This is a genomic window from Duganella sp. AC237 (assembly GCF_979254035.1).
In genome coordinates, this window is the sequence record NZ_CEEDEW010000003.1 from 5,860,840 (window position 1) to 5,887,624 (window position 26,785).

27 protein-coding genes and 1 pseudogene are annotated in these 26,785 nt (G+C 56.1%); 10 read left to right on the top strand and 18 right to left on the bottom strand.

Going from position 1 to position 26,785, the window contains the following annotated elements:
• Positions 1-49: 49 nt before the first annotated feature.
• Positions 50-412 carry a DUF5710 domain-containing protein gene (locus tag AC0IYS_RS25915; protein WP_471707867.1) on the bottom strand — a complete coding sequence of 121 codons (363 nt, stop codon included), beginning with the start codon at positions 410-412 and terminating at the stop codon, positions 50-52.
• 147 nt (positions 413-559) lie between these two features.
• Between AC0IYS_RS25915 and AC0IYS_RS25920 the strand changes: the two genes are divergently transcribed.
• Complete coding sequence (locus AC0IYS_RS25920; RefSeq protein ID WP_471707868.1) at positions 560-1,453, top strand: bifunctional helix-turn-helix transcriptional regulator/GNAT family N-acetyltransferase; 894 nt, start codon at positions 560-562, stop codon at positions 1,451-1,453.
• Positions 1,454-1,466: 13 nt separating this feature from the next.
• Here AC0IYS_RS25920 and AC0IYS_RS25925 read toward each other — a convergent pair whose 3' ends face one another.
• Positions 1,467-2,954, bottom strand: a complete 1,488-nt coding sequence (locus tag AC0IYS_RS25925) for a tryptophan halogenase family protein (protein WP_471707869.1) — start codon at positions 2,952-2,954, stop codon at positions 1,467-1,469.
• Between the two features lie 198 nt (positions 2,955-3,152).
• Between AC0IYS_RS25925 and AC0IYS_RS25930 the strand changes: the two genes are divergently transcribed.
• Positions 3,153-3,809 (top strand): hypothetical protein, encoded by a 657-nt coding sequence (locus tag AC0IYS_RS25930; RefSeq protein WP_471707870.1) that lies wholly within the window; start codon positions 3,153-3,155, stop codon positions 3,807-3,809.
• Position 3,810: 1 nt separating this feature from the next.
• Here the strand turns inward: AC0IYS_RS25930 and AC0IYS_RS25935 are convergent, their stop codons facing one another.
• Both AC0IYS_RS25935 and AC0IYS_RS25940 read right to left on the bottom strand, forming a co-directional pair.
• Entirely contained in the window at positions 3,811-4,914 is a 1,104-nt protein-coding gene (locus AC0IYS_RS25935) for a Gfo/Idh/MocA family protein (RefSeq protein ID WP_471707871.1), read from the bottom strand.
• A gap of 106 nt (positions 4,915-5,020) precedes the next feature.
• On the bottom strand, positions 5,021-5,647 hold the full coding sequence (locus tag AC0IYS_RS25940; protein WP_471707872.1) for a LysE family translocator: 627 nt from the start codon (positions 5,645-5,647) through the stop codon (positions 5,021-5,023).
• A 207-nt stretch (positions 5,648-5,854) separates the two neighbouring features.
• On the opposite strand from AC0IYS_RS25940, the pseudogene AC0IYS_RS25945 reads away from it, so the two are divergent.
• The 4 genes and pseudogenes from AC0IYS_RS25945 (at position 5,855) to AC0IYS_RS25960 (ending at position 8,144) form a co-directional block, all read left to right on the top strand.
• Positions 5,855-6,345: pseudogene (locus tag AC0IYS_RS25945) on the top strand (Hcp family type VI secretion system effector).
• Between the two features lie 12 nt (positions 6,346-6,357).
• Positions 6,358-7,065 (top strand): Rap1a/Tai family immunity protein, encoded by a 708-nt coding sequence (locus AC0IYS_RS25950; protein ID WP_471707873.1) that lies wholly within the window; start codon positions 6,358-6,360, stop codon positions 7,063-7,065.
• Between the two features lie 8 nt (positions 7,066-7,073).
• Positions 7,074-7,556 (top strand): T6SS effector amidase Tae4 family protein, encoded by a 483-nt coding sequence (locus tag AC0IYS_RS25955; RefSeq protein WP_471707874.1) that lies wholly within the window; start codon positions 7,074-7,076, stop codon positions 7,554-7,556.
• A 108-nt stretch (positions 7,557-7,664) separates the two neighbouring features.
• On the top strand, positions 7,665-8,144 hold the full coding sequence (locus tag AC0IYS_RS25960; RefSeq protein ID WP_471707875.1) for a DUF3016 domain-containing protein: 480 nt from the start codon (positions 7,665-7,667) through the stop codon (positions 8,142-8,144).
• 69 nt (positions 8,145-8,213) lie between these two features.
• On the opposite strand, the gene AC0IYS_RS25965 is transcribed toward AC0IYS_RS25960, so the two are convergent.
• The 5 genes from AC0IYS_RS25965 to AC0IYS_RS25985 all read right to left on the bottom strand — a co-directional run bounded on the left by AC0IYS_RS25965 (position 8,214) and on the right by AC0IYS_RS25985 (position 18,312).
• Positions 8,214-8,600, bottom strand: a complete 387-nt coding sequence (locus AC0IYS_RS25965; RefSeq protein ID WP_471707876.1) for a hypothetical protein — start codon at positions 8,598-8,600, stop codon at positions 8,214-8,216.
• Positions 8,601-9,258: 658 nt separating this feature from the next.
• Entirely contained in the window at positions 9,259-10,470 is a 1,212-nt protein-coding gene (locus tag AC0IYS_RS25970) for an ATP-binding protein (protein WP_471707877.1), read from the bottom strand.
• Positions 10,471-10,472: 2 nt separating this feature from the next.
• Complete coding sequence (locus tag AC0IYS_RS25975) at positions 10,473-13,196, bottom strand: TrlF family AAA-like ATPase (protein ID WP_471707878.1); 2,724 nt, start codon at positions 13,194-13,196, stop codon at positions 10,473-10,475.
• A gap of 44 nt (positions 13,197-13,240) precedes the next feature.
• Positions 13,241-15,589 carry a DNA methyltransferase gene (locus AC0IYS_RS25980; RefSeq protein ID WP_471707879.1) on the bottom strand — a complete coding sequence of 783 codons (2,349 nt, stop codon included), beginning with the start codon at positions 15,587-15,589 and terminating at the stop codon, positions 13,241-13,243.
• Between the two features lie 2 nt (positions 15,590-15,591).
• Positions 15,592-18,312, bottom strand: coding sequence for a DEAD/DEAH box helicase (locus AC0IYS_RS25985; protein ID WP_471707880.1), 2,721 nt, complete (start codon positions 18,310-18,312; stop codon positions 15,592-15,594).
• A gap of 178 nt (positions 18,313-18,490) precedes the next feature.
• On the opposite strand from AC0IYS_RS25985, the gene AC0IYS_RS25990 reads away from it, so the two are divergent.
• The 3 genes from AC0IYS_RS25990 (at position 18,491) to AC0IYS_RS26000 (ending at position 19,813) form a co-directional block, all read left to right on the top strand.
• Positions 18,491-19,108 (top strand): recombinase family protein, encoded by a 618-nt coding sequence (locus AC0IYS_RS25990; protein WP_471707881.1) that lies wholly within the window; start codon positions 18,491-18,493, stop codon positions 19,106-19,108.
• A 19-nt stretch (positions 19,109-19,127) separates the two neighbouring features.
• Positions 19,128-19,304: a hypothetical protein gene (locus tag AC0IYS_RS25995; RefSeq protein ID WP_471707882.1), complete on the top strand. Its 177-nt coding sequence runs from the start codon at positions 19,128-19,130 to the stop codon at positions 19,302-19,304.
• Between the two features lie 164 nt (positions 19,305-19,468).
• Positions 19,469-19,813: a hypothetical protein gene (locus AC0IYS_RS26000; RefSeq protein ID WP_471707883.1), complete on the top strand. Its 345-nt coding sequence runs from the start codon at positions 19,469-19,471 to the stop codon at positions 19,811-19,813.
• A gap of 48 nt (positions 19,814-19,861) precedes the next feature.
• Here AC0IYS_RS26000 and AC0IYS_RS26005 read toward each other — a convergent pair whose 3' ends face one another.
• The 9 genes from AC0IYS_RS26005 to AC0IYS_RS26045 form a co-directional block, all read right to left on the bottom strand.
• Positions 19,862-20,164 carry a hypothetical protein gene (locus tag AC0IYS_RS26005; RefSeq protein WP_471707884.1) on the bottom strand — a complete coding sequence of 101 codons (303 nt, stop codon included), beginning with the start codon at positions 20,162-20,164 and terminating at the stop codon, positions 19,862-19,864.
• 32 nt (positions 20,165-20,196) lie between these two features.
• On the bottom strand, positions 20,197-20,634 hold the full coding sequence (locus AC0IYS_RS26010) for a hypothetical protein (RefSeq protein ID WP_471707885.1): 438 nt from the start codon (positions 20,632-20,634) through the stop codon (positions 20,197-20,199).
• Between the two features lie 9 nt (positions 20,635-20,643).
• The gene (locus AC0IYS_RS26015; RefSeq protein WP_471707886.1) at positions 20,644-20,784 is read right to left on the bottom strand and encodes a ribbon-helix-helix domain-containing protein; all 141 of its coding nucleotides are present in this window, start codon (positions 20,782-20,784) and stop codon (positions 20,644-20,646) included.
• A 499-nt stretch (positions 20,785-21,283) separates the two neighbouring features.
• The gene (locus tag AC0IYS_RS26020) at positions 21,284-21,571 is read right to left on the bottom strand and encodes a hypothetical protein (protein WP_471707887.1); all 288 of its coding nucleotides are present in this window, start codon (positions 21,569-21,571) and stop codon (positions 21,284-21,286) included.
• 78 nt (positions 21,572-21,649) lie between these two features.
• Entirely contained in the window at positions 21,650-23,350 is a 1,701-nt protein-coding gene (gene trbL / locus AC0IYS_RS26025) for a P-type conjugative transfer protein TrbL (RefSeq protein WP_471707889.1), read from the bottom strand.
• Positions 23,351-23,352: 2 nt separating this feature from the next.
• A complete protein-coding gene (locus AC0IYS_RS26030) occupies positions 23,353-23,589 on the bottom strand; it encodes a hypothetical protein (RefSeq protein WP_471707890.1) in 237 nt (78 codons plus the stop codon).
• A 17-nt stretch (positions 23,590-23,606) separates the two neighbouring features.
• A complete protein-coding gene (trbJ, locus tag AC0IYS_RS26035) occupies positions 23,607-24,359 on the bottom strand; it encodes a P-type conjugative transfer protein TrbJ (protein WP_471707891.1) in 753 nt (250 codons plus the stop codon).
• A gap of 321 nt (positions 24,360-24,680) precedes the next feature.
• Positions 24,681-25,568 (bottom strand): plasmid replication initiator TrfA, encoded by an 888-nt coding sequence (gene trfA / locus AC0IYS_RS26040; protein WP_471707893.1) that lies wholly within the window; start codon positions 25,566-25,568, stop codon positions 24,681-24,683.
• 46 nt (positions 25,569-25,614) lie between these two features.
• On the bottom strand, positions 25,615-25,827 hold the full coding sequence (locus AC0IYS_RS26045) for a DNA-binding protein (protein ID WP_471707894.1): 213 nt from the start codon (positions 25,825-25,827) through the stop codon (positions 25,615-25,617).
• Between the two features lie 54 nt (positions 25,828-25,881).
• On the opposite strand from AC0IYS_RS26045, the gene AC0IYS_RS26050 reads away from it, so the two are divergent.
• Positions 25,882-26,775, top strand: coding sequence for a hypothetical protein (locus AC0IYS_RS26050; RefSeq protein ID WP_471707895.1), 894 nt, complete (start codon positions 25,882-25,884; stop codon positions 26,773-26,775).
• Positions 26,776-26,785 lie beyond the last annotated feature (10 nt).

Genomic DNA, 26,785 nt, shown 5'->3' on the forward strand with positions numbered 1-26,785 from the left:
GTGGTCACTATCTCAATAGTTTCAGCTTGACCATGGAATGAACACGGCGTCAGCCCCGCAGGCCGACCAGCAACCTGGCCACGTCCTCGTGCGCCGCCTGCCAGCCGGACGTGGCCAGCGCGGGCGCGCAGACCGGGCACACCTCGAACGGATTGCAGTCGTGCGGCAATTCCTGGTACAGCTTGCCGATTACCGATTTGCCGACATAGGAGTCGACCGAGGCCGGCTTGGCCTTTGGCGCGGCGGCGGCCTTGGCCGGCACGAAATCGGCGCCGCCGGGCGGCAACCAGCGTTCGAACGCCTCGGTCGGCTTACCGTCCGGCACGTACCACGATTTGCGTTCGCCGTTCCAGCGGGCGCCCAGCGCCTTGGCCTCGTCTTTTTCCGCAAACGGCACTTTAAGAAACATCATCTTCGCTACTCCGCTAGGGGGAAGGCGTCATTTTACCGCCTGCCATGCGCGCCATGTTGACCGCACGGCGCAACAACGCTATAGTCGGCAAAAGTACTTGCCGAAGGCAACTAATAGCAAACCGAACGGGGTCATATGGATCAGCAAATGCAACAACAGGCCGAAGTGGTGCGGCAATTCAACCGTTTTTACACCGTGCATCTGGGACTGCTGCGGGGGCGCTACCTCGACACCGACTACTCGCTCAGCGAAAGCCGGATGATGTACGAGCTGTCGCACTGTCCGGGCTGCACCGCCAACCATCTGCGCACCAAGCTCGGGCTGGACGCCGGCTACATGAGCCGCATGGTGCGCTCGCTGAGCGAGCGCGGGCTGATCGAGGGCGTGCGGTCGGCGCAGGACAAGCGCGCCACCTTGCTGAGCCTGACCGCCAACGGCCAGGCCGCGATCGCCGACATCAATCGCCGCGTCGCGTCGGAAACGGTGCGCATGCTCGACCAGTTGGGCGAAACGCAGCGCGCGGAGTTGATGGCGGCAATGAGCAAGGTGCGGGAAATCCTGGCGCCGCCGTCCACCCACCTTGTGCGCGCCACGGCCGCTCAGTTGAACGACGCGCGCCACTTGCTGTACGAATATTTCGACGTCATCGGCGTGGTGCTGCGCGACGACGACCACGCCATCCGCGCCTTCCTCGACGATGCCAGCTCGGCGATGTGGATCGCGTACGTGGACGGCGACCCGGCCGGCTGCGTGGCGATGCGGCCGCTGCCCGGTGTCGACACCGGCGGTGCCGAGGGCGGCGCGGTCGAGTGCAAGCGCCTGTATGTGGCCGACCGCTACCGCCGGCGCGGCTTGTCCCAGGCGCTGATGCGGGCGCTGGAAGAGCACGCCGCGCAGGCAGGCCACAGCGCCGTGTATCTGGACACCAAGGACGACCTGCACGCGGCGATCAAGCTGTACGACCAGCTAGGCTACGAGCGCTGCGAACGCTACAACGACAATCCGCAGGCGACCATTTTCATGCGCAAGCGGCTGGGCTGAACGTCGGCCGGCGTTACTGGGCGACGGCGCGCGCGAGGTAATCGCCGACGTAGGGCATGGTGGACACCTTTTTAATGATGTCCGCGCGCACGCCAGCCATGTGGGCTTGCAAAGCATCCCTGTCGATGGCGGCGACAAACGGATCGTCGACCTTCGGCACCACGCCCAGCCCCAGCAACATCGAGATGAACGACGGATCGCCGAAACCGTCCTGGTCGTAGATGACCACCCTGCCCGTTTCGCGGAACAGCTCGATCTGGTGCCGCACGCTGTCCGGGATCGGCATGTTGGCGCAGTAACGCCAGAACTCGGTGTCGGTGCGCTGGGTCAGCTTGTAATGCATGATGATGAAGTCGCGCACGGACTCGTAGCGATACGCCATGTAGCGGTTGAACTCGGCGGTAGATTCAGGCAGGAAATCGCGATCCGGGAAACACTCGATCAACTTGCCCACCGCGTTCTCGATCAGGTTGATGCTGGTCGATTCCAGCGGCTCGATGAAGCCGGCCGCCAGGCCGAGGGCCACGCAGTTCTTGATCCACGATTTGCGGCGGCGGCCGGTGACGAAGCGCAGTTGCCGTGGCTCGTCGAGCGGCGCGCCGTCCAGGCCGTCGATCAGCACGCGGGCCGCCTCCTCGTCGGTGGTGAAGGCGTTGCTGTAGACGTGGCCGTTGCCGGTGCGGTGCTGCAGCGGAATGCGCCATTGCCAGCCGGCCGCCTTGGCGGTGGCGGTGGTGAACGGTTCCAGCTTCTCGGCCTTGGCGCACAGCATCGCCAGCGCGCTGTTGCACGGCAGCTGGTCGCTCCAGTCGTCATAGCCGGCCTTGAGCGCGCCCTCGATCAGCAAACCGCGGAAGCCCGAGCAATCGATGAAGAAATCGCCATCGATGCGGCGGCCGTCCTTCAACTTCACAGCGGCGATAAAGCCGTCTTCCGGGCGCAGCTCGACATCGTCGATGGTCGCTTCGATGCGCGTCACGCCGCGCTCGATGGCGTACTCGCGCAGATGGATCGCGTAGAGCGCGGCGTCGAAATGGAAGCCGTAGGAATACGGATCGTCGGGGTTGGCGGGCGCAAAGCGGTGGTTGCGCGCCATCACCGTCGATATCGACCAGTTTTCATACGATGGAATGTTCTTGTCGACGCGCGCCAGATGCAGCCAGTGCATATGCGGCGAACGGCCTTGTATCTTCGGCCCGAAGTCGCCGAAGCCGTGGAAGAAACGGTTGCCGATATAGCCCCAGTCCTTGAATTCGATGCCCAGCTTGAAGGAGGCCTGCGTTTTGCGCAGGAATTCGGCGTGGTCCAGCCCCAGCGAGGCGTTGAAATAGCGGATGGTAGGCAAGGTCGCCTCGCCGACGCCGACGGTGGCGATGTCGGGCGACTCGATCAGCACGATCTGGCAATCCTTGCCCAGCCGCTGGGCCAGCGGCGCGGCCGCCATCCAACCGGCGGTGCCGCCGCCAACGATCACTATCTTCTTCAACCTGCGGTCCGTCATATCGTCTCCAGAGTCTGGACAGTCGAATGCTGTCTCGCCGGAAAGTATAACAACGACTTCGTCGACAGTAGCCGTCCTGGGCAAAATCAGCGGGTCAAAACGTCAAAATCGTAATCGCCGGCACAACAAGTTGGCGCGGGATGCAAGCGACTGTGAGAAAATGGCGCCCAATAATTGACGATTCGACTAGCGCCCATCATGCCCACGATTGAACCCCTGACCCTGACTTTGGCGGAACTGGCTGCCCGCTGGAATATGACGGCAAAACAAGTGCTGGAATACGCCCCGGCGAACGGCTTGCCGATGTACTTCTACTTCGACGGCCTGGTGTTCAACTTCGGCGACAAATGGCACCGCGCCAACGGCGACGCCAGCATCGCCCAGGACCTGGACTCGCATCAAACCCGCGCCGCCGCCATCGAGATCGACCTGCAACGGCAGACCTTGCACAAGCGCGGGCTGCTGAAACTGACGCAGTGGGAGGAAGCGCTCACCGACGACGAGCTCAGCCATCAGCAGGCGGAGTCCGACCGCTTGACGGAGGAGATCGTCCGGCTGACGGCGCTGCTCAAGCAGCGCGGCGAGGATCGGCAGAACCATGTGCGCAACGGCCTGCTGCGCGCCGCGCCGAGGACTTTGCACGAAATCGCCGAACACGGCAAAACGCGCTTTCCGCAATTCGCCTTCATGCCGCACACGCCGCCGGGCGGCGAAGTGGAGGAAAAGGTGACGGCGGGCGCCGTGATCGCCATGGAGGACGGCTTCCCGCTGAAGGAACTGCTGACGGAGGACGACCTCGTGATCTCGATGCTGGACATCAAGATCGCCGAGGAAGCCCGCAAAGCCGAAGGTTAAATTACAGCACGATGCGCTTTTGCTCGCGGGCCGACTTGTAGATCGCTTCGATGATGCGCATGTCGCGCAACCCTTCCTCGCCGGGCACGATCGGCTCGCGGTTGTCGATCACGCAGGTCGACATATGGTCGAGCTGGCCCGCCCACTGTGTCTTGCCCGGTCCCGGCGGCGGCGTGATCTCGTTGCTGCGGCCATTGCCCACCCACATGCGATGGCCGCTGTAAGCGGTGCCGGGCTCCAGCTCGATGCGGCCCTTGTCGCCCATCAGCAAAATGTGGTTTTGATTCGCGCTGTACATCGACATGCATGAACCAATCACGCCGGAAGGAAACTCCAGCTGGAACTCGATCATGTCCTCGACCTCGCGGAAACGCGGATCCGAGCGGTCCGTGGTCTCCTTGGCGTACACGGCGATGGGCTCCTCGCCCGTCATGTAGCGCGCTGCCTGCAGCGCATAGATACCGATATCCATCAACGAACCGCCGCCCGACAGCGCCTTCTTCAAGCGCCACGACGACGTCCCGCCCGCCGTGAACCCGTGCTCCGAACGGAAATAGCGCAGCTTGCCGATCTCGCCCGCGCGCGCCCGGCGTATCGCCTCCAGGTTGTACGGCTCGAAGTGACTGCGGTAGCCGATCATCAATTTCTTGCCGGCTTTTTTACAGGCCGCGATCATCTCCTCGCACTCGGCGGCGGACAAGGCCATCGGCTTCTCGCACAGGATGTGCTTGCCTGCGGCGGCGCCACGGACCGTGTATTCCTTGTGCATGAAGACGGGCAGGCAGATGTAGATGACATCGACCTCGGGATTGTCCTTGAGCTTGTCGTAGCTCTTGTAATCGTAGATGCCGGACTCCGGCACGCCGTACTCGGCCGCCACGCGCTTGGCCTTGGCGGGATCGCCGCTGACCAGCGCGACCAGCTTGCTGTGCTGGCAGTTTTTGAACTGCGGAATGATGATGCCGAGGCCGTAACCGCCCAGGCCGACAATCGCATAACCGAGCTTGCGCTCGGGCGTCGCGGCCCACACCGGAGCGCCAACCGTCGCTGCCGCCAATGCACCGCCAGCGGCCAGAACCAGACTGCGCCGATCCAGATCTATCATCCCGTTTCTCCTATTGAGTGTTCATTTTGAATGGCGATTTTAGTATAGAAGCAACGCGCGCGATTGGATGTGGCCGGAAAAAATCCGGCTGGTCCGGTGTGGTTTCTCAGCGAGCGGACGCCAGCAGCGAAACGAACATCGATCCCGAAAACGCCAGCAGTACGCCAGCCGCGATGCGGTGCACGAGCGGCTGGCGCGGCGTCGCGCTCGGGTAGGCCAGCACCGCCGAGCCCATCGCGATCCACAGCGCGGCGATCGGCAGCAACAGGCTACTGAACAGCAAGTAAGCCTGCGACAACGCGGCGGCGCCATCGGACAGCGGAGGAAACACCACGGTGGCGAAGAAGAACGCCTTCGGATTCAGCAAGGTTACGAAGAACAACTCGCGCGGACCGATGGCCGCGCTGCCGGCGGCGCCGGCCTGGGGCGCGGTGCGCCACAATTTGACCGCCGAGTACGCGATGTAGGTCGCAGCGCAGGCGCGCGCGACGGTTGGCGCCCAGGGCGCGACCGCGGCGGCCAATGCAAGGAAAGCGCACCAGATGCTGATGGAGATCATGTAGCCGCCCCACTCCGCAGCGATCAGTCGCAGCGAGCGGCGGAAGCCATCGCGGCTTCCCGCCAGGAACAGCAGCGTATTCGTGGGGCCTGGCGTCAGCAACACGGCGGCGATGGTCAGCGCCATCAGGGTGGTGCCGTGTGGCGCCAGTTGCGACAGGGAAGGCAAATTCATTCGATTATCCTTTTTGTGGAAGCGCTTGCGGCGGTAATTTTGGCATGTATGCAACTGGATGCCCAGCAAAATAAATTTGGTGGGCATCTTCGCGCGGCCGGCGCTGGCATGACAGCGATGACTCTTGGCTTGACGCGTCCCAACGTACCCCGCTATGGAACGGGTAACAATGCTTCCAGTAGTCACCCAATCACCTACGGAGGCATCATGGCAATCGACGTATACCTGCAAATCGAAGGCATCAAGGGCGAATCGATGGACGATAAGCATCGGGACTGGATCGAGTGCGAAGCCATCCACTGGAACATCACACAGCCCAGGTCCGCGTGCTCCTCGTCTAGTGCGGGCATAGCGCCGAGCGGTGTGAGCTGAGCGACATCCTCTTTCGCAAGCTTGCAGACCGATCATCGCCGATTCTAATGCAAACATGCGCGATGGGTAAAACCATCCCGAAGGCCAAATTCGAATTCATGCGGGCCGACGGCCAAGGTCAGCCAATCAAATATTTCGAGATCGAACTCGAAAACGTTTTGATCGGGCAAGTTACCCCCGCCATTGAAGCTGGTAGCATTTTGAACGAGAGTGTCGCGTTGAAATTTTCAAAGATTAAGTGGAAGTACACTCAGCAAAAAGTTGGGGGCGGCACGGGCGGCAGCACTGCCGGTGGATGGGACGCGAATGCAAACAAAGTGGCATAGGATTTCCTCGCCATGAAATTTCCTGAGACTTTGCTGTTGCTCACCATCGGGGCTGCCGGGCAATCACCAGCGGCTCCTGAACAAGGCGATATTTTCCCGCCGTATCTGACAGCCGATATGTTCGTTGCGGAATATCGGGGCCTTCCACATCCCAGCGTTCCCGGCGCCGGAAGTCCCTACGTTCTCCATCACGCGCAAGGCTACTTGGCCGGAGTCGCAGATGCTGGCCAAGGCCGCGATTGGTGTTTGCCGACCGGCAAAACGGAGGCCAACGCTGGAAAGTGGGCATTGAGGGAACTGGAAAAAAATTCTCCAAAAGTAACGGACAGCCGCTTGAATTTACTGCTGTCGAGTGCAGGGAAAATTCTGCGCGACCAACTTGTGGCGAAGTTTCCCACGGCCGGAAATTGCGTCTTTACTCCCCATCTAACCGGCGAAGAATTCATACGCCAGCTAACTGGGAATTCCTCCATGCCCTCATCGAACCAAAGTGCCGATTCGACAAACAAGCAGCGCTACGCCGAGGGTTATCTGGCGGGCGTGATCGATTCCACCCAAGGTATCAGTTGGTGCGCGCCACGAAAATTAAAACCGATGGAGGTGGAGTCTCGAATGCTGACGGAATTGGACAAGCGAGTGGCAACTAGCCCACTCCCTGACAATGCCGCCCCGTTGCTGCTCGAACTGTTCAACGAAAAATTTCCCTGCCCTCAAAAATAGGTGCCGCGATGCTGACTCCCCCTCCTTTCAACGTACTTTGGAAAAACTATTCATCCAACAAAATTGTGAAGCTCCCCGAACTTTTCAAGGAAATCGGTTGGGACGATTTGATCACCAATGAAGTCTACGCCAACACCTGTGCCATCCGTGTCAGCCTTGCCTTGATCAAGTCGGGTGTACCGATTCCCGAGGGGCGCATGCCGATCAAATCGGGGATACACCGAGGCAAACGAATCGAACCGGGACAGTCCAAACTGTCAAATATTCTATCGAAGAAATCAATGTTAGGCCGGCCTGAAAAGTTCAAGGCGGGAGAACATGAAAAAGGGATAGCAAATCGCAGCGGTATCGTTTCCTTCTTCCATTTGATGCCTGGTGTCTACGAGAACGGCCACATCGACCTCGTCGCGCCTCTGGCCGGCGGCGCAAAGAAATGCGCGAGCGATTGCTGGTGGTCAAGCAAGGAAGTCTGGTTTTGGGAACTGACTTAATTAGCGCTATCGTCCGCAGCGCCCCTTGCTGTTCTTGGCCGGGACACCTGCACTGAATGAGCGTATATTTATAGCTCATTCGCGGAGTACAGAGAGGGTCTGTCATTTATGGGTAAGCTCGTCGGCAAATTAGGATTGGTCATCGTGTGTGCAGTGGCTTCCGTGAGCGCCACTGCGGCAGCCACGGTCACTTTCATCAATCCCGAAAAAATGACCGATGTGCCGCGCTTCGCTTCCGACCGCGAATCGATGGAAATGATTTTCCGTGAACACCTGAATCTGCTAGCGTTGAAGCTGCCGGAAGGCCAACAACTGAAGGTCGAATTTATCGATATCGATCTGGCCGGCGATGTGTTTCCGAGAGTGCCGGTGCGGGATATCCGCGTGATGAAGGGCCAGGCTGACTGGCCGAGGATGCATCTGCGTTACAGCATCGAGCAGGACGGCAAAGTGCTACGCAGCGGCGACAGCGAGTTGTCCGATCCAAACTATCTGATGGGTTCGCGCAGCTATAACCAGGATCTGTACGGACACGATAAACAGATGCTTGATGACTGGTTTAAGAAGGAAATTATGCCGGCGCGTTAGGGCGTGACACTCGGCTGCGAACGACTGGGTGTAGACACATAAATAATCCCGCTAGCGCGGGCTTGTTTCTTACATAAGTCCAAAATTCTTCAACAGCCCAGGTAGTATCTGCGCAAGAATGACGGCGGTGGCAACCCACAAAATAATAGTGGTCTTAGCCTCCGACACTGTCGCCCTGAGCTCAGCGATATCAGACTTTGTCGCGCCATTGGCTTTGATGATTCCAATATCCAATTTGATCGCGGCAAGCTCGGCTTCAAGTTTTTCGACGCGCTTTTCCATCCGCCCATCATCCGCGCTGTCTGATGCCCTGTCAACCGGAGGAGGCGACGGTGGTCGGGTTTCGTGAGTCATCGTCATATCAGCAGTCGAAGAATCAATTTTCTGGGTGCACGAGTATGGGCTTTTTCTATTGGAAGGCTCGTAGCGCATCAGCATTTTCTGCCATGACGTCATTTCCAACTTCGGATTTTACGGGTACCAGCCGCCCCGGCCACGATCCAAAGCAAACTCGCCGACGGAACTTGGCCGCGTCGCTAAGAACATATCACCAGATCTAGCTTCCGAAAGCACCGGGCAGCTGCTGCGCCAAGACCAGTTATGGTTACGGTGAATAGAAAGATTTAGCTGATTCCCATAGGAGCAAACCGCTTTCTGAATATGAAAAATGAATAGCATCATGAATACCTTCGCATGCTAGTTTGCCAATAGGTCCCGGCCGATTTCGCCCTGTTGGGGAAGGAGGTTTCGCAGCCACAAATAAAAAAGGGTTAGCGCGATCGCCAACCCTTTGTGCCACTGCTTTTATGTCACTACCGAATTTGGTGGGCCTCCCGTGAGTCGAACACGGCACCAACGGATTATGAGTTTGCCGTTGAAACCGTGCACATAGGGAAATGGACGTAAAGTAAGCAGGGGTTGGTGAAGGCAAGAGTATACAACGAATCAATGGGTTAGCGAAATCTACGTAAGTCAAGAGATCGCTACGCGTGTACCGCCACTGTACCGCGCCCGTGCCGCTTTTGTTCGCGACGGCACACGCTTGGCCGTTTGGCACAACGCATCAACAGCTGCCCCAAGGATTCGCCCGCAAAATAACAACAATGCCAATCAACTAACGAAAGAGCCGAATTGTGAAAAGTTCTCCGTCTTCGACCAACTCGGGTTCGGTGCCGTTGTGTTCTCTCATGCACTTTACGATCTTGCGCGGAACGCCCATTCCGGAATGCTCAAGGTAGCGGTAGTCGCGCATCACATCTTTAATAAGCTGATTTCGTGACGCACGGCAACCAGTCAGCATACGTGCCGGCGTAATGCCGTTCGGCAAGCGGCCGGGAGAAATGATCTCAATGCGGTCGTCGTAAATCGAAAGTTCAATGTCCGTGCTCGATAGCAAGTAGTCCCGGTGGACCAGCGCATTGACGATCGCTTCGCGGATGGCCTCTCGCGGATAGTCAGAAGTTTCCTCACGACGGGCGCCCCCCTCTTCAAGCTGCCCTACAACGGCGGTGTTTCGCTGAACAAAGGCAAGGGCTTGCTCAACCAGCCCGGCTTCGACGATCTCGCCGGCATCGTTTAGAAGCGGCGTTATCGGACCGCGCAAAGCACTACGCTCGCGGGCCGCATATTCCTTGTTCAATCCAGGAAATGCTACTGCGTCGATGCCAGCTTGCGGCAGGAATCGATTGGGGGTTCGTCCAAACAAAAGAATGCCTGAAACAGTAATGCCGTCTTCAACCATGATCTCCGTATTGAAAAGAAGCGTTTTCCATCCGGCTTCGTCATTGTCATCCGGCACATCCTGCTCCCTGATGCCGACAAAATAGTTCTTTAAACGCCGCATATCCAAATCGGCGAGCGCCACACCGGATACCGGACGGAGTTCAGCGCGGAAGCTGCCCCGCTGCTGAAACAGGCGACCGAGTTCTTCCGGGGTCGGCTCACGACTTTGGGTTCCGACTCGAATAAAATATGCATTTTTATTGTTGTGCCAAAGAGTATGCACGTCGAAACCTCGTGAAACGCGCACGATAGCAACGTCCTTGCCAGGCTCAAAATCCTTGACTTGCTCATAGAATGGAATGAGGCCCGGCCGTATCTTGTCACGGCAGGCCGTCATGACCCATTCTTCGAGCTTCGGCCGTGTAATGCCACTAATGGTGCCATCATCTTCAACCCCAAGCAGAACAATCCCGCCTTCAAGGTTTGCAAAGGCAACGAGTTCCTTTGCCAGGTCGTGGTTCTGAATGTCATCGCGCTTGAATTCAACGCCGGAATTTTCGCCATTGCGAATAATTTCCAGTAGTTCGGTGTGAGTTATTGTCATGTCTAAAATCCGTATTTTTGGCGTCTCATCTCGAAAGCAGTTTTACCGCCCTCAAGAATTTCCTCGACCATCTCGCGCACAGGCTGGATGTCAATTGAACCCATGTGCCTTTCGTTGATCCGTCCTTGAACGGACTCATTCTGAATACCAGTCGAAAGACCAATAATTAACTCCGCGTCGCCAAGCACCGGGATGTTGGCATTATGGGTCGAAAAAATGAATTGCCGTTTGCGTTTCTCATCCTTCATCGTCGGTACGACGCCATCCGTAATAAAGCGGTTGTCTAGGTCGTCCTCTGGCTGATCTATGACGAGCGGCGCCTCCGATTCAAGCAACAGTAGCAACAAAACAGCCGTCGCTTTTTGCCCCGTCGATAGTGCTTCAAGAGTCTGCCAAGTTGCTTGTTCGCCGTCAGGTGCTGTGTTCAACTCGATCTTGGTGGTTGCTGGAAGTTCAAGCTCTTCGATCTTCATGAACACATCGGGCTTGGCCTGGGCCAGTCGCTCAGCGCCGGCCGGCGGAAGTCCATAATTGTTCACCAGTGCATCCTTGCCCTCTCGGCAGCGTTGGGCTAGATCAGGCAACGACAAGCTCGTGTTGCCATCGCCTAATTGCTGCAGCATAGAACCTTTCTTCAAGCGATCCAACAATGCGGCCAGATTGCCGCCCACTTCATCGCGCAACAGCTTTTCGAGCGGGTCAAGATTGCCCCCCATCGCGACCATCGCACGAACCCGTCCGTCGAGCTTCTTCGATACCCGTTTGGCGGCCTTCTCAAGAGCGCGATATTCCGCAGATTGAAGATTGAACCATTCATCAAGCAAGTTCCGGCGATTGGCCTGGTATACCCCTAAGTCGCGAATCAGCGTTTCCTTCTTTTCCCGTAGAGGCCTTAATTCCTCGATCTGGCGACGCAAACGGATAAATTCCTCGCCGTCGATCTTTGATTTTTGAAGCTCGCGCAACACGGTTTGATAGTTGGTTTCCGCAACCTGCTTACGCTCATTCCATCGAGCGCGCAAGGTTGACACTTCACTTTCGGCCTGGGAAATGGATTGACGAATTTGGCCCGTGATTACTTTTAGACTATTCGTGACACGGTCAAGGATCGATGCGCCCTCAATAAGCATTGCGCAGTTTGGTAAACCTTCGAGCGCCTTGGGTGACAGAAATGCAGCATCAATCGGCAACAACTCAGCAAGCTCCTGCTGCACGGAAGTAATAGGTGCAAGTCTTTCTTCAAGTGTCTTTAAGACTTGCTCTTCACGAACCAAAAGACTTTTCTCTTTAAGGCGGTCCTCAAGTCCAGCATCTTGGAAGCGCTTCTGCGTCTCTTCAAGACTGGGCAGCAATGAAAGACGCTCTTCGATTTGTATCATCTCGCGTTGCGCTTCAGCGATCCGACTGCGCGACCGCTCCAGGTCAAGGCGCAATTTCGCCTTTTTGGTATTGGCATTCGGATCACGTTCGACGAACCGCTCCAACAGAAGTGTCAACTTTTCGCGGCTTTTAGTCAGCTCAGATATTTCGTGTTGACCAAACACCTCCACGCCGGGCGCTACGTCACGAGGCGACAGGTTCAAGACGTTGCCGAACTCATCCTTAACGACCGGAGGATTCGGGATCGTCCGCTCGACTGTGTAGTCGTGCTTGGCCGGATGGTGCGACCGAACAAGCAATGAAATTTTTGTGCCACTCTTCAATACGTGTTTGAGAACACCTTGATGCGCCTTGACTGCCTCTTCGCCGATGGGATCGATGGCCAAGACATGCCGAAGGCTCTCAATGATGGTCGATTTTCCAGTGCCTCGTCCGCCGATTAAGACATTTAGGTTTCCGTTGAAATGCAATCGGGTGCCGTCAAGAAAGCCGCCTTCCCAAGCCATAGCTATGAATTCCGCATGTGCCTCCGGGGCAGGATCAGAATTCAGGCGAATTCGCGAATCAGGATCAAGGAAAGCTTGGCGTAACCCCTCAATCGAAAGGGCTGACATCTTGATAAAACAGCTTGATCGTGCCTCGTTAAGTGCTTCCGGGCTGTTCACGTCAGATGCGTTTATTACGGCAACTGGCCGTTCACGTTTATGCTGGGCATCCTTGTTTTCCAGGATGGCGCGCACGTTTTGCGGAGCTGCATTAGTTGGGCCGGGCAGCGCACAGGCAAGAAGGTCTGGCGATTTCCAGGCGCTCATTCGCGGCTGGCCTCCAAGCGTCACTAACAAGCCGTTATCGGCGGCGACATGTGCTGCGATAGCGATCCCGCCTTGGTGGCGAACGCATTCGAGAAGCTCCAGACAATCCTTGTCGCCATTGGGAGAAAGGTCGCTGGTATTGTGAATACCTAACCCACCGATGCAATGCTCTAACTTGTCGTCTTTTTGGGGATCATATAGGCAAAGAAAGTGGACACCGTCCTTCGACGCGGCCTCGAATCCGCCAAAAACAAAGATGCCACGTTCCCGCGCCAAGCGAATCAGCCCCCACGAATCCGCCACACGATAATGATCGGTGACGGCTATGGCCTCGATGCCGTTAGTGATGCAAGCATCGACGACGGCGTTATTGTAGTCAACCTCGTTCTGAAACACCGTCTGCTTGCTGTGCCGTCCGTGATAGGCGAACGGATTCACTTGAAGCGCACACCGATAGAACCGCGCACCATTCGGTTGATTCAACGCCTCATTCAGGACATTTGATCGCGTCTTATTACTTTCCATAATTTCCATCTCCGGTTCCCCGAATTGTATTTTCGCTACGGAGCATAAGATAGTTACCCAACATTGACTGGCACTAGCGTCATCGTGTCGTTCCCAAAAATGTCAATCACCTTGACCGCAACGAAGTACCGTCCGGGGCGGTCGTAAGTATGTTGCGCAGTAGAAAGCTCCAAATCCCGGCTTTGTTTGGTGCGGAAGCTCTGCCACTCGTTCTCGAAAATGTATCCTCCCGTCCACCGCTCCTCGAACTGTGGAAGTGCAATTCCATCCTGCTGCGAATCATGTCCTGCCAGTGATGTAACGCCTCCAAGTCCGGCCCCGACTGGCACCTTGATTATCTCCTTGCGCTGCATGTAGTCGAAATCTACTGCCCAGTAATCTATCCAGTCCGTCCAAAGCTTGGTGAGCCGGTCTTTTTTGACTATTCCGTCCTTGCTCTTGCTCACTTTATAGAGTTGCCCGTGTTCACACATGACCTCGCTTTTGCCTTCCTTCATGGCGGAAATCGCTGCTTCGGCTGTACCCTGCGTGTAATAAACTGAAAAATCAGTTAGCTCGATCTTAACCGCGAGTTTGTTTTTCTTGTCATAGCGCGGTGTGGCCTCGACAAAGCTGATGTCGTGGAAAACCACCTGGCCTTTGTCCACCGCACGTTTGTCGAACACTTCCGCAGGAATGTATTTCGGAGCAAGCTCAATGCCCTTGCTGCGCGCCTCTTCCAGCACGGCAGGGAACAGTCCCATTTCGAACTCGAAGGCCAGCACGTCTACACGGGACGCCCCGCGCTTGCGGCATTCAATGATTACCTCCTCGACGAATAGCCGACCAACAGGCAAATTGATTGGACCGATTACAACGAGCCGACCATTGCGCGCACCATGAAAAAATCCGTCCTGCGCTTGTCCAACTTCGTTGCTGCCAAAGGCGGTAGCCTTGTAAGCGCGCAGGATCAACTCGCGGAATTCGTTTTCCTTCTGGGCAAGAGCTCGCGTCTTCTGTTCGCCCGATAGGCGCCCACCGATATTCAAGTAGGCTTGGCGCTCGTAGCGGCCAAGGTTCAACACCTCAAAAGCACGGAAGTCTTGCTCTGCTGCCTTTTTCTCGCGCTGTACGCCAATCAACCGCTTGCGCGTGGTGTGAATACCGAACTTACCAAGGTCGGTAGCGATCCATTTTCGGCCCAACTTCTCCGCGACAGCAGCAGTTGTGCCAGACCCGCAAAAGAAGTCCGCAACTAAGTCGCCTTCGTTACTGCTGGCTTTGATGATGCGATCAAGGAGCGCTTCGGGCTTTTGAGTCGGGTAATCCAGTCGTTCCTTTGCCATTTGATTTACGGGGAATATGTCGTCCCAGATGTCGCCGACTCTCGTGCCCTCATTTCCATCGAAGAAGCGTTTCACATATGGAACGCCGTTCTTCGAGAACACGATCATGCCTTCCTTCATACCTTCATCAATGCGATCTTGCGACCAAATCCAATGCTTTCCAGGCGGCGGCGCAAGGAGCTTGTCGCCGAACTGGCGCGCCGGGCCAGTGCCATTTTGAGTGAAATTATCGAGGTTGTACCGACGACCTGACTTTTCATCCACGTGGCGATAATGGGTGTCCAGTAGCCGCTCATCTTTATCAACAAATTGGGCAGAAAACAAAGGCGAATCAGAGCGGGCGAAGATAAAAATACTATCTTTGATATTGGAAAAATGTCCGGTTTGCCCCTTAGGTGATCGAAGCTTTTTCCAAGCGACTTCAGCGATGAAGGCGCCAAAAACCTCATCCAGCGCGAGCCGAATATAAGAGCTTACCCGCCAATCACAATGCACATAAATTGTCCCATCCTTCGCCAACAAATCACGCATTAAGATTAAGCGCTCATAAATCATTGCAATGAATGAATCGGTCCCGCGCCCCCATGTGTCACGGTAGGCAATTTGCTCCAACAAGTTGGCTTCCTTGTGGAAGGTCTCGCCGCCGATCTCGATGTCCATACTAAAATCCGCCCCCACGTCAAAAGGCGGGTCGATGTAGATTAGCTTGAGACCGCCCGCATCCTCGATTTGCTGACGCAACGCACCCGCCTTCAGCGATGACAAGATCAACTTGTTATCGCCCCAGATTAGTTTGTTTGTCCAACCGTGCAACTGACGGCCACGACTATCGAATAAGTCTTCCTGCACCTTGGTTTCGGTGCGAGGCTCGTCAATGTGTTCGAGCGTTTGGAAGGGCAGTACCGTGGTGCATACGTCACGCGTCTTGCCATTCCAGACCAGCTCGACTTCGCGCTTGTCCTCGAACAGGATGAATCGGTATTTCTCTGGTAAGGATTTTCCTTGCTGAATCAACGTAACTAGATCGCGCTGCTCGGCTTCGCTCAAGTCGTAGGTTTTTTTGTCTTGACGTGCCATTCTCAGCCCTCTTGGTATTCACGAAAAGTTGTCGCCAGCCCCGCGAACGATGACGGCTTGTGCTGCTCGAAACTCTTCTGATCGACATAAACGAAATGGTAGCTTGGGCCGCCGTCGTCCTTGGTTGCTTCAGTGGCGTCTTCGCACCATTGACGTAGGCGTGCCATTTTCTGCGGCAGGTCAAGCTCCTCGCGACCTTTGGTTTCGACAACCCAGACCAAGCCATCCGTGGTGCGAACCAGAAAATCTGGCGTGTAGCTAGACAACTCGCCGTTGCCTCTAACGTATTCGATCTTGAAGCCTACGGCCATATAATTCTTGCCAAACGCCTGCACGTCAGGTGCAGCTTCTAGGAACGCTGCAAATGCGAGTTCGAGACCGTCGGCATTGACTTCGCCGACGATGCGATTGAAAACCGACTTTTTCGCCTGCACGAAGCCACGCGGCTCCGTTCTAAACGGCCGGGTGTCACGCAACCGAATGTACCCGTCAATACGCGAGCTACCGTCTTCGTAAATCGTCAGCGCGTTGATCGCAGCACGGAAGTTATCGACCACCACCTTGCCGACTTCCGGCTCGGACAGGTTACGTAGGATCACTGGGTCATCCAGATCGACAGCGCCGGTGAAAAGGTGATCTCGGACGAACGTCTTGACCTTGGGATAGAGTTGATCGTAACCGCCAACGAGACGCAAGTCTTTAAGAAGTTGGCGGGCAAAAAATGCAACCACAGAACGATATTCGCCAGGCCCAGCTCCATCCAGTTGCACGGTGTGATCTATCTCGGCGTCAAGCATGGTCTTGAAAATAATTTCCCGAGTTTCTTCCGGAGTAAATGCCTTGATGGCTAACTTAGCATTTCCAAATACTTCTGGCTGAAGCTCCGTCAGGTCTTTGAATTCCCGGTTAAAGCGCCTGGTCAAGCGCGGCAACGTGATGTCAAGCTCGTCGATATTTTTGTCAGGCGACTCCGTTTCAACTTCGACCACCAGCGAATCCTGCCGTTCCCGCCCGCCAGCACCACCCATTGGAACACGGTCGAAAGTGACGCCTTCGTTTTGGATAGACTCAACAAACTCCATGAAGGCAGGGGTGCCAATAACCGAGACGGTCTCGCGTTGGTCACTGCCGAAATACATACGCCGCAGGCCACGTCCGAGCGTCTGCTCGGGCAAGATGTTACTTTTGGCGGCATAGGCTCGTAGGCCGACGATGACGGTCACGTTGCGCACGTCCCAGCCTTCTTTAAGCATGAGAACCGACACAATCGCTTTGAAGGGCGATTTCCAAGTGTCAATTTCATTCGACTGCTTACGCAAAACCGCTAACTCTTCCTTGTTCTTGCTGGATGCGGCTTCGGAAATCTCCCCGTTGGCTTTAGTGTGGATCACCAGCACCCCGTCCTCCAATTCGACGCATATCTTTTTCAGGTACTCACCCACTTCGTCACAATTCTTGGTGTCGTCTACCATCACAAATAGCACAGCCTTCTTGCCTAGCTTTTCGTGCTCGGCGTAGCTCTTGCGCCACTCTTCAATGCCAAGCTGAAGATAATCAGCATACTTCTCGGTAATGATCGGGCTTTTTTGTTCGGTGAGCTTGGCTCGGCTGGCAGCATCTGGCAATACCGGATGCTTCACGACGTTCTGGGCAATGGCCTCGACCAAGGGGTAGTCGCTCACGGTTTGCACGAAGATCGCGCCGTTGTCGTGACGAGGTGTAGCCGTCACGTCAACCTGCATTGCCAAGCGTAGGTCCTTTTGCAGCAACCGATGATGTATGTCCTGGATACATTGAAACCACGCTAGGCGGCTGTCGTGGATGTGGTGTGCCTCGTCGTTAAATACAGCGAGTTCGTCGATCTCGCGCACGATCTCGCCAAGATCAGTATTGCTATCGGTTGTCTTGCCAACTGGCTTCGCGCCGAACGGAGCAAGAAAATAGTCGCGCAAATCGTCATCGTCGAGGGATGGGTCCTGCACGTCGCCCAGATAGACCCTGTGGATGTTGGTCAAAAAGAGATTCCCTGTTGGGCGCACGATGCGCACATCGTCCTGAATGTGCAGCGCAATCTGAAAGTCATCCCGCCAGTTGTGGCCCGCATGTCCATTGTCTGGCAGCACTGGGTCATTGAAGAATATACGTAGCCCGTCGAAATCGGTCCGCAGGCGGTCGAGCACAATGATGTTCGGCGCGATCAACAAGAAATTGCGTGCCAGCATAGAGCCCGCCTCGTAGAGCTTGTGAAAATAGCTCCAGGCGATCAGCAGCGATAGCACCTTCGTCTTACCAGCGCCCGTAGCCATTTTGACCACGAAACGCGGCCAGTCCTCATCGAACATGTTACTGGATACCGCGCCGGAGGCATCGAAACGCAATAGGTCGAATTTGTCGCGTGCGCCACGCACGTCATAGAGCCAGATGACACTCTCGACCGCTTCGCGTTGCGCGAAGTAGTAGCGAAACTGGCTCGGCGAGCCTTCCGATTGTTCAACAAGGTGGTCAGTTTCAAACCACCATGCCAGAAGCGCACGCGATGTGCCGGACGCGCCTGCATATCCCGCATCCCGCCACGCCTTCACCTCTTCACGCACCTTCGCCACCAGCGGCGGAAGCAGCTTTTCGTAGGCCGTACTGCGAAGTTCTTCCGCCGCAGGAAACCAACGTTGTTCTGTATTCAACGTTTCGTAGGGTGACAGGGGGAAGTTTGGATGCAATGCCATTTGATCGGTGTTCCTCTTTCTTGTTGTTCTACCCGCCTGGTTTCGCTGTCACAAAACATGTTTTCCGACATGGCGAAATCACACGTCCGCGCTGTTTTCCATGTACGTATAGAAATACACGGAAAACAGTGTCGCTATGATATACCATACGCAAATCACTCACTTAGGGTTTTCGTACATGCTTGTCGGTTACATGCGGGTATCGTCCGAGTCGGATAGCAAGACCGCCATCGAGCAGCGCAACGCGCTCATGGCGGCTGGCGTCGATAGCCGGCATTTATTTGAAGACCATGGTACGGGCGCCAAAGATGAGCGACCAGGATTGACGGATGCGCTGGCGGTCGTACAACCTGGTGACATTCTGGTGGTCTGGAAACTGGACCGACTGGGCCGTTCGTTATCGCATCTGTTGTCCATCGTCAACTCGTTGAAAAAGAAGCAAGCTGCCATCCGCTCGCTTTCCGAGGGAATGGACACTACGATGCCCTCCGGCGAGTTGTTCTTCCAAATATTTGGAGTTTTGGCCCAGTACGAAAAAGCATTGGCGCAAGAACGGGTCGTCGTGGGCTTGGCTGCGGCCAAGCGGCGTGGACGGGTTGGCGGACGGCCACCCATCATTGCTGGCGAGAAATTAGAGGCGATCACCACTGCGTTAAGAAGTGGCATGTCGAAGGCGGCTGTCTGCCGTAATTTCGGCGTCAAACGAACCACATTGATTGAAACGCTCGCTCGACTTGGCTGGCCGGACTCAATCCGCGCCGAGGATGGACACGATTGCCCACTGAACGACCTATAATTGGTCAAGGAGGACTCGAATGAAAACCCTTGAAAACCTGATTCTTAGCGATACCTTCACGGAAGCGGCAAGGCAAGCAGTGAAAATAGCGGTTGCTGAGGCAGATGCTGCGAACTTGACAAAAGCATACGAGCCTGCCTTTTCGCTGGCACGAAGCTCAGTTGGCGAAAAAATTCCGACCAGCGATGCGCAATAGATTGGTGTAACTCAATAGCAGTTGATGGTGGAGCGACATGCCCCCCGCGAGCGTCCCACGTCCTCTGCTACTGAAATAGCGCCAGCGCCGGGCTGGCGGCTGGACTACTGAAGCGTCGGCATTCCGTGCTATTCAACAATATTTTCATTAGATGAGATTTGCATATGGGAACACGCTTTGGCCGTCACGCAGCTGACGGCACAACTGAATATCACGACAGCAAGGAATCCTTGATCCAGGCCGAACGCCGCGAAAGCCGCGAAGCTCGGGCCGGTTTATTTGGATTTATCGGACTGTTGATCGGCGGAGTTCTTGCCTATGTTGCATTCCTCAAACTGGGTGGCATGGCATTGCCTAAGTGGATTCGCTTTACTGGAGTCATCGTCGGCGCCGGCATGAGTGCATATGTGTTTGCCAAACTTTCCAACCTCATATGGAACCTGATTTTGATGGCCATTCTTGTCGCCATCGTCTTCGGTATCGGCTCGGCCATCTGGCGAGCTGTGTGAATTAACAGCGTAAAAGTAGTCTGGCGCAACCTTTCAGGTCGCAACCAGTTATTCATCCCCTGGCAAATACGCTTCAGAAGAAGCGCGTCCTTCGTCACCCACAAGCCAAACGGGCACCGCATCATCGAATGCTTCCGCAACGTTTTCCGCATCCCAAAGTTCGAGCGGTGACACCACAATTTCGTCTGCGTCATCGTCCTGCCACGCCAAATAGCGTTCGGCGCCGATTGCCAGAACGTATCGCAGCACGCCGGCACCTCGGTTTTGCAGCGTGTCGTCAAACACGTGGCGAATGGACATTTTCCGGGCCATCGTCACTATTGCTGAAGCAATTTCAATACTGCTTTGCATTGTCAATTCTCCTCGTCAGAAATTCCGCAAATTCATTGATCGCCGGCTTCCCCTGCTGGCAAAAGTGGTCGGCCGCCATCGTCTGGAAAAGTGACACTGCATTTCGGCGCCGCATTCCAATTCGTGCAGTACCAGAACAGTCCATTTTTTCCTTCCTTGCATTTCAGGCGACCAGTGCTGCATTTCGGGCACGGTTCCGCAAGGCGGTCGTTGGCGTCCATGTACGCCGTTACTTTCGCTTTGCTTTGCGAAACGAACAGCATCGGCAGTTGCTCCAAGAATTTCTTGTTGCGCTCCACCATGAGCGCGTGCGCCGCGACTTTGTCCGGCGGGGTCGGCAATGTGAACGCCAACCACTCACGCAGGCCGTCAAGCATGCCGACCACCAACTGCTGTTCTGCACGGTCCTTTTCCACCTGGCGGCCGAGCCGATTGATCGCGGTCGCGATCCTCATTTCCACTTCGGACAAGTAGTCCTTTTAATCCTGCTGCCGCAGGAAGTCAGTGATCGCGCCACGGATGAGATGCCCGACCGGCAACCCGATCCCGCCCGACCGCTCCTCCAGCTGCCGCCGCTGCTCATCGTCCAAGCGCACTGAATATGTCCGTTTTGCCGCCATGAATACCTCCAAAATCCGTATTGCAAGTACGTGTTGCGTTCGCAATACTATTCTTCAAAACGCAGTACGCGGCAAAGCCGCATGCTGCAACGTAAAACCAAGAAAACAGCGGCGGAGCGCAATACCCCCTTTATGTTCCCCTAAGAAAAATAGTCTGGGGTTGCGTAGTACGATTTCCACCCAACTGCGAACACGGCTCCGACACCGCGCCATCAAGTGCCACCACTGCTCCGCCGCCGCCCATTGCCACAACAGAAAGAAGGCTGCCATCGGCGCCGTTACCTCTTTTTATGCAAAACGGAGGCGTGTACACGCTTCCTTTCGACGTGAAGCCTCGGCGTCTCGCTTAGCCGATTGACACCGTTTTGTAATCTTTTTGTAATCCTGCTGGAACCGCCGTGTAACCCTCTTGTAATCGAATTGGTATCTCGTGTGATCGATCTGTAACCTCTTTGTTTTTGGCGCCGCAGTTCGTGGGGCGACATCGACGCCAAAAAGGCTAAACAATTACGGTCCCCTTGCGCTCGCCCAACATGCGAATTTTGTCGAGGACTCGTTTGTTGCCTCTGCGTCTCGGCGGCGTCGGCACGGGCAAGTTCTCCTCCCGATAGGCCGCTTTGATTTCATCCCACTTGGCCTGCAATGCCGTTATCGCTTCCTCGTAACCAGCAGCCTCGGCCCTTGCTCCTGGGTGCTCCTGGAGCCACGCCGTCCAAGCCGTAGAGCCACGTCGCACCGAAGGGAATATCTCCACGGCGAACCCGTCAATTTTCAATGCCTTTTTCATTCGGATTCCTTCTCGTCAATGTGATGACTGACTCATCAATATTCATTTCAAATTCGATTACTCAGTCATCGGATTTGCCTACACTTCCCCGTGATGCGTCTGGATTGAGCCGCCCGCCGCGCCGCCAGTCTTCTCCATTTCACGGAGCACCTGTTTTGCTGCGTCGGCCGCGATACTCGCGCCCGCCGGGGATGGACTTACCGGATGCGAACCTGGAGTGCCGCTGTTTCCCCCGCTTGCGGCCGGCGATGTGGGGGCCGCAGGCGCGCTTATAGAACTTCTGGGTGCATCGGTGGCAGGCGCGCTCGCCGAATCTGCCGGCGTGGCCGTAGAGGACGGTGCTGACGGCATAGCGGTGGTTTGTTCCGCAACGGGCAAAACCGGGCCACTCATTCCACCGCTCGCTCCATCACTAGGCGCAGGCGGCGTTTCGCGTGTTGATGCCGGCGGCGTGACAGCGCTGGCCGGCGGTTGATCCGCGCTCGGGGCCGGCGGAACCAAGCTTGGCGGTCCAGCTGGCGATGCGGGTGCTGCTGGCTGCCCACCAGGAACTGAGGCAACCGGATTGCCAGCTGCTTTTGCCTCCCGGATGTTTGCTGTTTTGGCGTCAATCCGATTTGCCAGTTGACCGCCAGCTGATTGAGCACCGAGCCCCTTCACCTTGCCCATTGCGGCCTCGCCAACGGCGCTGCCAATCGCGCCGGCTGCGCCGGCCGTGGTCGCCATCACTCCACTTGCCCCTTTTTCACGTGCCTGGCCGATAGCGGATTGGCCGGCTTTGATTGCACCGGCGACGCCGTTGGCAGCACCGGTTCCAAGCGCATAGGCCCCGCCCGCCACAGCGCCGATTGCACCGCCGGCGACCAAGCCCGCGCCGACACCATCGCCAGCAGACAAGGAAGCGGTCCCGCCCAAGAGGTCAGACGCCAAGGTAGGAACCTTTAACGTCAACATCAGCAGCAGCACCGAGCCGGCCAACACAGTCCAGATCGGCGCGAGGTTGGTCAAGGACAGGTTCGCAATCTCGGTGCCGAATGCGGCCGCGAGCGTAGTGCCGACTGCGATAATGAAGTAGATCGCCATGAATCGAACGCCATACACAATTGGCGTAGTGATGACTTTCATAGCCATGTCTCGGGTGAACGTCAGCGCGCCAAATGCCAGGACAATCGGATAGACGGCAAGATAGAACCAGAGCTGCACCCATGCGACGGCGAACTGGGCGGCCAGAATCGCGAAGCAGACCACGATGATGATGAGCGCCATGCCGATCAGGATCGCCGCGAACGGATTGCTCATCGCTGCGATTCCGGCCGGGACCGGCACGCCCATCACCGTGGAACTATCCGAAAACTTTGTCATCATCAGATTCACCAGGTCGATGCCTTGCCAGAACACGTCGCCGGGGCTGATTGCCGATGTGCCGGCGCCAGTCTTCCCGATCTGGATGAAGCTATTGACGAAGGCGAGCGGAACGCTTGGATTGTTGATGATCCAAACTACGAGGCCGATCCACATGATGCGCATGATGACGGCGGTGCCGATTTCGATGGTGTCGGCATTCTTGAAGATGCGGTTTAGCACCAGCCAAGCGATATCGAGCGTGAACAGGGTATAGGTCAGCTTCAGGGCAATGGCGGTAATATTCTGTCCGAACTGCGTAGCAGCCGTTTGATACTGCGTCATGATTGAACCCAGATCGTACTCGGGGCCTGCAAAGGCCGGAGAGGCAACCAATAGAAGGCAAGCGACCAGCACCCACAACTTTCTGTTCTTCATGGCTAGTACCCCTTAAAGCCGCTTTGGCCCGGTTTGCGCACCGTGCCGTCGCCCTGGTGGGTAAGTTTCTTCATGGCGGCATCCTGCTCTTTTTGGCGTTGCATTGCTTCTTCATCCGCTTTGCTGTGGCACCCCGTCAGGAGTGAAAATATCGCGACGATCAAAATGGCAGCGGCGAGGGAACCCCATTTCTTTTGTCGGCGCGTTAGGTTTCTGGTCAGATCATTTAGCGTTTGCATTTGATGATTCCCCCTGGTTAGAAGTTCGTGAATCCGCTTTGGCCGGACTGCCGTACCGTCCCATTGCCTTGCTTCATGAGGGTCTGCGTCGCGTCGGTCTGGTCGGCTTGAACTTGTGCCTGGGCGGCCAAGTAGTTCGACTGCGATTGCGTTTGAGCGGCCAGCAGTTGGCGCAGCTTTTGGAGTTGATCAATCGTCTGTGACGCGATCATATTGCCGGCCTGGATGGCCTGTAACGAACCTTGCGAGCCACCTGACATACCTTGAATCTGCTGGATTGCTGCGCGCTCGCTGGTAAACTGCGAGGCGTTCAGGCCAGCTGACTGTAAGGCCGAATTCAGACCGTCCATGGCTTGGCCAATCAGTGCTTTGTACTTGTTTCCGTAATTGGTCGCGCCAGCGCTTTTTGCATACCCAGGATAGGCAGCGCGAAACGTTTGGTCGATATTGCCGGCCGCATAGCTGATCGCGGTGGTCTGCGATACAAGCTGCGCCAGTTGGGTCAAGTCCTGCTGCGCTTGACCCCAAAGCTGTTGCGGGGCATTCAGCAAATTTTTCAACTGCTGCTGTTCCATCTGGACCTGCTGAATCGCCTGCTGGACCTGTTGATACATTTGTGCCGACTGTGTGACCAGCTCGAAGTTGTTCAGAATTTGTGTTATCTCGGTCGAGCCGCCGTTGCCGGCGACGCTGCCGGCATGGGCCATGGACATGACCACTGTGCCTGCAAGTACGCCCAGAATGTGTTTTCGCATCGTTGCATGAGTCATAGCTATTTCTCCTTTGGTTTCATTGATTGAATTTCCCGACATGCCGATGACAGCGACACGTCCGACGTGCGTAAAAGTCCGTGTTGGCGGACATGGTTAAGAAAAGGTTAAAGACTGGTTAGCGCCTGTGGAAAATCACGGCAAAGCCAGGCCAGGACTCGCGCTCGTCGCGTCTGCGCGTACTTCATGGGGCTACACTTGCGAACCTCATCAGGCGGTAGTGCTTACTTCATACGGCGGCAGTTCGTCCTTCAAAGGGCGGTACTCCGTACCTCATACGGCGGTAGCACTGGTATGCTGGCGCCGAAGCAAACGGCAAGATCACGCACGCGCCACGACGACCAACTCGCCCTGGATGACGCTTCCTTTTTTTAGAAATCCGACGCGCTCCAGCTCGACCAATGCGGCCATCGCCAGTTGCTTGAATTTGCGCGGACTGCCGGTGCCGCAACCGCACCCTCGTTGCAACGTGCTCAACTTGATCGGAACGGGCTTGCGGTGCGACGCGTAATATCCATGCAACCACGTCGCCAATCCCGACGGCAGTGCCAGACGTTGCTCCCAGAGTAGGTAGGTAAAATGCACGCTTCCAAAGAGATCAACCAGCTCGGGCGCGATGAACACCCGCCACTTCGGCAGACGTTTTCCTGTTGACTCGTCCTGCCATTCAAACCGTGGGATCATCGAAAGACTGACACCGTGCGCGAGCCGTTTTGAGTAGATAGATAGTGCTGTGGCTTGCATCCGTTGAAGGCTTTCAAGCAGCCGCGCAGTGTGGCCGGCGTTCGGCTTGCCCTTTGTAAGCCGCAGCGCTTTTATCATGCTGTAGCCGGTGAATTCAATCGGCGCTCCTGCGGGCAACCCCTTCGCCAGGTGGATTAGCTGCAGCCAGACCAATTCGTCGTTCTGGCGAAGCTCTTCGCCGGTGAAAGTGATGCGAGCAAACTGATCGATGATCGCGATGGACTCGTTCTTGAAGTAGCGCCGAGGCTCATTGCGGTTTCGAGCGTTGAAGAGTGCCGAACGCAAGATTTCGTTCGGCATGCATCTGATCTCGTCGGCCCACAAGGGAAGCTGGCGCGCCATCATCGGACTCGGAAGTTCAGCCTGACGGGGCCGCGCCTTGGCACGGGCTGCCACGTCTTCCACGTACTTGAGCAAGTCGTTGGACGCCGGCGCAACTACCTCGCGGATGGAACGGAAGGTCATGTTTCAGTTCGTTTTCGAGGAGACGATGAGAGTCACTGCATACGTCCTATTGGCCGTTCAGAACCTGAGCAATTTCCGCCGTCCTGAAGTACAGCCGACGCCCGACCTTCACCTTCGCCAGGTTGAGGCGCTGCGCACTTTCACCGTTCGAGCGAAGAAATACGCGAACGCTTTCCGGCGACCGATCAAGAACCGACGAGAGAGCTGTGACCGACATCAACGGCCCATATTTTGTTACCAGTGTTTCTTCGATGGTCATGACTAAACCTTCCTTTCTATGGCTGCGTATGGCATTGCGTTGTAAGATGGAAGGATGTTAAATCTCGACCCCACAGAATTTAAGGGGGGCAAAACTACGAGTTTCGCCCCCCCTGCACCGGATATGACAGGCCGGCAAGCATGCCCGTCAGCCCACGCTCGTCGTTCGGCTGAGGTATTGGTTTTAGGAAAAGCCAGAAAGAAAGGCGGCCGCCCCAGCCGGACGGAGGATGAAACTAATCGTTTGGCGATTAGGATTAAGGCTTGGTTTTACGCCGTCGCGAAGTCGCTTGATGAGGTGAAGGCACGCCCGAAGGTTATTGGTCGCAAAATGCAGCTGTTATCCGAAGCGGCCGGCGACTACGACAGCAATCATGCAGAAGGAGATCGCTGGAAAAACTACAAAAAAGGGACGCAACGGCCGGATAGCGACACATTGGATTTTGTCGAAACAGTTGCGCCGGGAACAGCGGAAATTTTCTTGGATGGTCCGGCGGGACTATGGAGGGCATTGTGGGGCGACGTTAACGCCGTCGATCTGCCCGAAGATACGGCGGAGTCCCTTTTCGATGTGCTGCCCGCCGCGTTCGACCTCACTTGGCTTACCGCGCTGCTCACAGCGTGGCGAAAAAGAGCTGATGTATCAAAATTCGGTTGGGCAGGCAAAGCGACGGACGGATTCTATGAAGCCGTGACTTTAGCCTTGAGCCAACCGGCGATAAGGACTCAGCTAGAAGCCCTCCATGCGTGGTCGCATGTGCTTGAGTCAGTCAGGGCGCAGGAGCAAGCCCAACTGCTGCTCGATACGGGAAAAATACAAGAGCTTTTGGCGGCCGGTTCGTACTTTACGAAAAACCCGATTCGAGATTATCTCGACGATCCGCTTGAATTTTTTGCCAAATCACTCAGCTATCAAGCGAAGTCGTCATCGAAGCTAAAGCTTGTTTGACGAGGCCAAG

Bases quoted from the DNA above. Each gene is read 5' to 3' on its own strand.
- AC0IYS_RS25915 (WP_471707867.1), bottom strand. From the start codon at position 412: ATGATGTTTCTTAAAGTGCCGTTTGCGGAAAAAGACGAGGCCAAGGCG.
- AC0IYS_RS25920 (WP_471707868.1), top strand. From the start codon at position 560: ATGCAACAACAGGCCGAAGTGGTGCGGCAATTCAACCGTTTTTACACC.
- AC0IYS_RS25925 (WP_471707869.1), bottom strand. From the start codon at position 2,954: ATGACGGACCGCAGGTTGAAGAAGATAGTGATCGTTGGCGGCGGCACC.
- AC0IYS_RS25930 (WP_471707870.1), top strand. From the start codon at position 3,153: ATGCCCACGATTGAACCCCTGACCCTGACTTTGGCGGAACTGGCTGCC.
- AC0IYS_RS25935 (WP_471707871.1), bottom strand. From the start codon at position 4,914: ATGATAGATCTGGATCGGCGCAGTCTGGTTCTGGCCGCTGGCGGTGCA.
- AC0IYS_RS25940 (WP_471707872.1), bottom strand. From the start codon at position 5,647: ATGAATTTGCCTTCCCTGTCGCAACTGGCGCCACACGGCACCACCCTG.
- AC0IYS_RS25950 (WP_471707873.1), top strand. From the start codon at position 6,358: ATGAAATTTCCTGAGACTTTGCTGTTGCTCACCATCGGGGCTGCCGGG.
- AC0IYS_RS25955 (WP_471707874.1), top strand. From the start codon at position 7,074: ATGCTGACTCCCCCTCCTTTCAACGTACTTTGGAAAAACTATTCATCC.
- AC0IYS_RS25960 (WP_471707875.1), top strand. From the start codon at position 7,665: ATGGGTAAGCTCGTCGGCAAATTAGGATTGGTCATCGTGTGTGCAGTG.
- AC0IYS_RS25965 (WP_471707876.1), bottom strand. From the start codon at position 8,600: ATGACGTCATGGCAGAAAATGCTGATGCGCTACGAGCCTTCCAATAGA.
- AC0IYS_RS25970 (WP_471707877.1), bottom strand. From the start codon at position 10,470: ATGACAATAACTCACACCGAACTACTGGAAATTATTCGCAATGGCGAA.
- AC0IYS_RS25975 (WP_471707878.1), bottom strand. From the start codon at position 13,196: ATGGAAATTATGGAAAGTAATAAGACGCGATCAAATGTCCTGAATGAG.
- AC0IYS_RS25980 (WP_471707879.1), bottom strand. From the start codon at position 15,589: ATGGCACGTCAAGACAAAAAAACCTACGACTTGAGCGAAGCCGAGCAG.
- AC0IYS_RS25985 (WP_471707880.1), bottom strand. From the start codon at position 18,312: ATGGCATTGCATCCAAACTTCCCCCTGTCACCCTACGAAACGTTGAAT.
- AC0IYS_RS25990 (WP_471707881.1), top strand. From the start codon at position 18,491: ATGCTTGTCGGTTACATGCGGGTATCGTCCGAGTCGGATAGCAAGACC.
- AC0IYS_RS25995 (WP_471707882.1), top strand. From the start codon at position 19,128: ATGAAAACCCTTGAAAACCTGATTCTTAGCGATACCTTCACGGAAGCG.
- AC0IYS_RS26000 (WP_471707883.1), top strand. From the start codon at position 19,469: ATGGGAACACGCTTTGGCCGTCACGCAGCTGACGGCACAACTGAATAT.
- AC0IYS_RS26005 (WP_471707884.1), bottom strand. From the start codon at position 20,164: ATGCAAAGCAGTATTGAAATTGCTTCAGCAATAGTGACGATGGCCCGG.
- AC0IYS_RS26015 (WP_471707886.1), bottom strand. From the start codon at position 20,784: ATGGCGGCAAAACGGACATATTCAGTGCGCTTGGACGATGAGCAGCGG.
- AC0IYS_RS26020 (WP_471707887.1), bottom strand. From the start codon at position 21,571: ATGAAAAAGGCATTGAAAATTGACGGGTTCGCCGTGGAGATATTCCCT.
- trbL (WP_471707889.1), bottom strand. From the start codon at position 23,350: ATGAAGAACAGAAAGTTGTGGGTGCTGGTCGCTTGCCTTCTATTGGTT.
- AC0IYS_RS26030 (WP_471707890.1), bottom strand. From the start codon at position 23,589: ATGCAAACGCTAAATGATCTGACCAGAAACCTAACGCGCCGACAAAAG.
- trbJ (WP_471707891.1), bottom strand. From the start codon at position 24,359: ATGACTCATGCAACGATGCGAAAACACATTCTGGGCGTACTTGCAGGC.
- trfA (WP_471707893.1), bottom strand. From the start codon at position 25,568: ATGACCTTCCGTTCCATCCGCGAGGTAGTTGCGCCGGCGTCCAACGAC.
- AC0IYS_RS26045 (WP_471707894.1), bottom strand. From the start codon at position 25,827: ATGACCATCGAAGAAACACTGGTAACAAAATATGGGCCGTTGATGTCG.
- AC0IYS_RS26050 (WP_471707895.1), top strand. From the start codon at position 25,882: ATGTTAAATCTCGACCCCACAGAATTTAAGGGGGGCAAAACTACGAGT.